Source organism: Methylorubrum podarium, assembly GCF_022179745.1.
Taxonomy (GTDB): Bacteria; Pseudomonadota; Alphaproteobacteria; order Rhizobiales; family Beijerinckiaceae; genus Methylobacterium; species Methylobacterium podarium.
The window spans coordinates 1-3,682 of record NZ_BPRD01000574.1; the positions used below are offsets into that span (position 1 = coordinate 1).

The 3,682-nt window shown below is 68.8% G+C and carries 4 protein-coding genes; all 4 read right to left on the reverse strand.

The window, feature by feature from the left end:
* A partial coding sequence (locus MFF42_RS23775) for an AMP-binding protein (protein WP_238258266.1) occupies positions 1–292 on the reverse strand: 292 nt, incomplete at its 3' end.
* Between the two features lie 2 nt (positions 293–294).
* The gene (locus tag MFF42_RS23780) at positions 295–1,302 is read right to left on the reverse strand and encodes a 2-dehydropantoate 2-reductase (protein WP_238258268.1); all 1,008 of its coding nucleotides are present in this window, start codon (positions 1,300–1,302) and stop codon (positions 295–297) included.
* A 119-nt stretch (positions 1,303–1,421) separates the two neighbouring features.
* Entirely contained in the window at positions 1,422–2,198 is a 777-nt protein-coding gene (locus MFF42_RS23785) for a fumarylacetoacetate hydrolase family protein (RefSeq protein ID WP_238258270.1), read from the reverse strand.
* Between the two features lie 11 nt (positions 2,199–2,209).
* Positions 2,210–3,520: an oxalate/formate MFS antiporter gene (oxlT, locus tag MFF42_RS23790; RefSeq protein WP_238258272.1), complete on the reverse strand. Its 1,311-nt coding sequence runs from the start codon at positions 3,518–3,520 to the stop codon at positions 2,210–2,212.
* Between the last annotated feature and the right edge of the window lie 162 nt (positions 3,521–3,682).

Sequence of the window (3,682 nt, forward strand, 5' to 3'; positions counted from 1 at the left end):
GCGCCGAGGTGGTGCCGGCGGCCACCGCGATGAAGGCCGCCGCCATCTCCGGGCCGTTCGGCAGCACGATCGCCACCCGGTCGCCGCGGCCGATGCCGCGGGCGTTGAGGTCGGCGACCGTGCGGTCGGTCAGCGCGCGCAGGGCCTGGAAGGTCAGCGGCACGCCGCCGGGGCTCGACAGGGCGGTGGCCGCATCGGCGCCGGCCTGGATCAGCTCGTGAAGAGTCGTCGCGGGCACGCTGGCCTCCTTGGAGTCGGTGGGGGGAAGGGCGGACGTCTCGGGCAGCAGCATCGTCACGCTCCCTGGATCGCGAGGCGACCTTGGGCGCGCTCCAGGCTCTGGGCCAGGAGCCGCATCAGGGCGAAGACGGTGTCGATATGCGGGGTCGGCGTGCCGGTGAGGCGGCCGAGCTCGATCACCGAGCCGACCAGCGCCTCCAGCTCGATCGGGCGGCCGGCCTCGACGTCCTGCAACATCGAGGTCTTGTGCGGGCCGACCTTCTCGGCGCCGGCGATGCGCTTGTCGATGCCGAGGCGGAAGGTGACGCCGAGCCGGTTGGCGATGATCTCGGCCTCGCGCATCATCTCGGCGGCGATCGCCCGCGTGTCGGGGAAGCGGCAGATGTCCTCCAGCGTCGCGTGGGTCAGCGCGGAGATCGGGTTGAAGCTGAGGTTGCCCCACAGCTTGAGCCAGATCTCGGCGCGGATGTCGCTGGTGACGGGCGCGCGGAAGCCCGCCTTGGCCAGCCGCTGGGAGAGGGCGAGCACCCGCTCCGACTTCGAGCCGTCGAGTTCGCCCAGACCGAAGCGGTTGCCCTCGATCACCTTCACGGTGCCGGGATCGGTGAGCACGGTCGCCGGATAGACCACCGAGCCGATGACGTGCTTCGGGTCGAGATGGTCGGCGATCAGCCCGCCGGGATCGGCGCTCTCCAGCCGCGTGCCGGCATATTCGCCGCCGTGGCCGCCCATGAAGTACCACCACGGAATGCCGTTCTGCATCGTCACCACGACGGTGTCGGGGCCGATCAGGTGCTTCAGGTCCGCGGCGATCGGGCCGACCTGATGCGCCTTGACCGTCAGGAGCACGACCTCGTGCACGCCCGCCTCCTGCGTGGAGCGGGTCGCCTTGACGGTTTTCGAGTGGATCTCGGTGCCGTCCTCCTCGATCAGGCGCATGCCGTTCGCCCGGATCGCCTCCGCGTTCGAGCGGGCGATGAAGGTCACGTCCTCGCCGGCCTCAGCCAGCCTGACTCCGAGATATCCGCCGATGGCGCCGGCGCCGACGATCGCGATGCTCATGTCTCTCACCCGTGCTGCCGTTTCCGCTCCGCCGGCCGAGCCCTGAAACGCCGTTTCCTAAGAACGCCGATCCGGCCGATTTCGTCCGCCCGCAGAGACCACTTTTGCTTGAGTTCCGCCTACTCGAAACGATTGCTGAGCGTTCCGATCCCCTCGATCACCACCTCGACGGTGGCGCCTTTGGGGATCGGTCCCGACCCCACCGAGGTACCGCAGGCGATCACGTCACCCGGCTCCAGCGTCAGCCCCTGCGAGAGCTGCGCCACGAGCCGGGGGACCGGGATCAGCATGTCGCTGATCGGAAAGCTCTGCCGCTCGCGCCCGTTCACCAGGGTGCGCACGGTCAGCGCCTCCGGGTCGAGCCCGGTGGCGATGACGGGCCCGAACGGACCGAAGCCGTCGAGCCCCTTGGCGCGGGCCCACTGCGTGAAGCTCGCATCCGCCTTGAGGATCGCGGCGGAGGTGACGTCGTTCACGCAGGTGAAGCCGAACACGTGGCGGGCGGCCTCTTCCTCGGTCAGGTCGCGGGCCGCCCGGCCGGGCACCTGGCCGATCACGATGCCGAGTTCGCCCTCGTAGAGCGCCCGGCCCGACGCCTCCGGCACCGCCACGACCGCTCCGGAGGGCCGGTAGGTGTTGGCGGGCTTGATCAGGAAGAGCGGCGCCTCGGGCCGCGATAGCTCCAGCTTCTCCATGAGCGCCCCGAAATTGTTCCACAGGGCGATCATCTTGGAAGGGCGGCAGGGCAGGTCGAGGCTCACCTCTGCGAGCGGCAGAACCTGCCCCGTCGGGCTGTTCTCGCCGAACAGGTCGCCCTCGCAGACGGCGATGTGCTCGCCGTCGAGGCGGCCGAAGCCGTGCCTGCCGTCGTGGACGAAGCCGATCCAGCGCGTCACGGTTCCCCTCCTCACTGGTTGCGGGCGACGAAGCGGGCGCGCATCGGCTTCAGGACGAAGAGCGCGAGGAACCCGGCGACGAAGGCCATGCCGGAGGCGAGGTAGAACACGTTCTGCCAGGAGCCGGTGGCGGTCTGGATCGCCAGGAAGGCGGGCAGCATCAGCGAGGCCGTGCCCTTGGCGGTGTAGAGCAGGCCGGCATTGGCGGTGGCGTTCTTGTCGCCGTAGGTGTCGGCGCAGGTCGAGGGGAACAGCGAGTAGATCTCGCCCCAGGCGAAGAACACGAGGCCGGTGAGCAGCACGAAGGCCATCGGCGAGTGGGCGAACATGCCGAGCGCCAGGATGCCCGCGCCCTCGATCATGAAGGCGAAGAACATCGTGTTCTCGCGCCCGATCCGGTCGGAGATCCAGCCGAAGACCGGCCGGGTCACGCCGTTGAGCACCCGGTCGATGGTGAGCGCGAAGGTCAGCGCCGGCAGGGTCAGGCCCATCAGCGAGACGGGGATCGTGTCGACCTGGAAGTCCTTGGCGATGGGGGCGAGGGAGGCGGTCGCCATCAGGCCGCCGGCGGCCATCATCACGAACATCGCGTACATCAGCCAGAAGATCGGCGTCCGCACCATCTCGGCGGAGGAGTACTGGCGGCGGCTCGTGGCGTTGGGGGAGGTGCGGCCGACCAGCGTCCGGTCCTTGTAGGCGGCGCTCGGCGCCGAGAGCAGCAGGGCGGCGACCATCACCACAAGCCCCTGGCCGAGGCCGAAGGCGAGGAAGGTCTGCTCGTAGCCGCTGTCGCGGATCATCGCGGCGATCGGGATGACGGTGAGCGCCGAGCCCGCGCCGAAGCCGGCGGCGGTGAGGCCGGCGGCCAGCCCGCGGCGGTCCGGGAACCACTTGAGGGCGTTGCCGACGCAGGTGCCGTAGACCGCGCCCGCGCCGATGCCGCTGATGGCGGCGGCCAGATACAGGAACCACAGCGAGTCGGCGACCGAGTTCATCGCCCAGCCGATGCCGCAGAGCGCGCCGCCGAACAGCGTGACGACCTTCGGGCCGTACTTGTCGACGAACCAGCCCTCGATCGGTACGAGCCAGGTCTCGGTGAGGACGAAGATCGTGAAGGCGACCTGGATCGCCGGCTTGCCCCACTGGTACTTGTCGTTGATCGGGTTGACGAACAGCGTCCAGCCGTACTGCAGGTTGGCGATCATCGACATGCACAGCACGCCGAGGATCAGCTGTCCCCAGCGGCCGCCGACGGGCGTGTCGGCGCGTGATGGGGAATAGGTGCTTGCGCCGGGCAATGGATCGGCGGCTTGAACGGCCATGGAGCGGTCCCTGATCTCACATTTTCTTGGCGGACCGGGACGGCTGCCCGGCTTAGCCGCAGTGGAATTTTGGATACCGCATACGTAGCCTCTCGTGACCCGAGCGCTGACAGGAAAATATTTGGCCGTTGCGCAGATATTTTTTGAACGGGCCAGCAAAAT

Excerpts from the sequence above, each read along its gene's own strand:
- MFF42_RS23780 (WP_238258268.1), bottom strand. The coding sequence starts at position 1,302 with ATGAGCATCGCGATCGTCGGCGCCGGCGCCATCGGCGGATATCTCGGA.
- oxlT (WP_238258272.1), bottom strand. The coding sequence starts at position 3,520 with ATGGCCGTTCAAGCCGCCGATCCATTGCCCGGCGCAAGCACCTATTCC.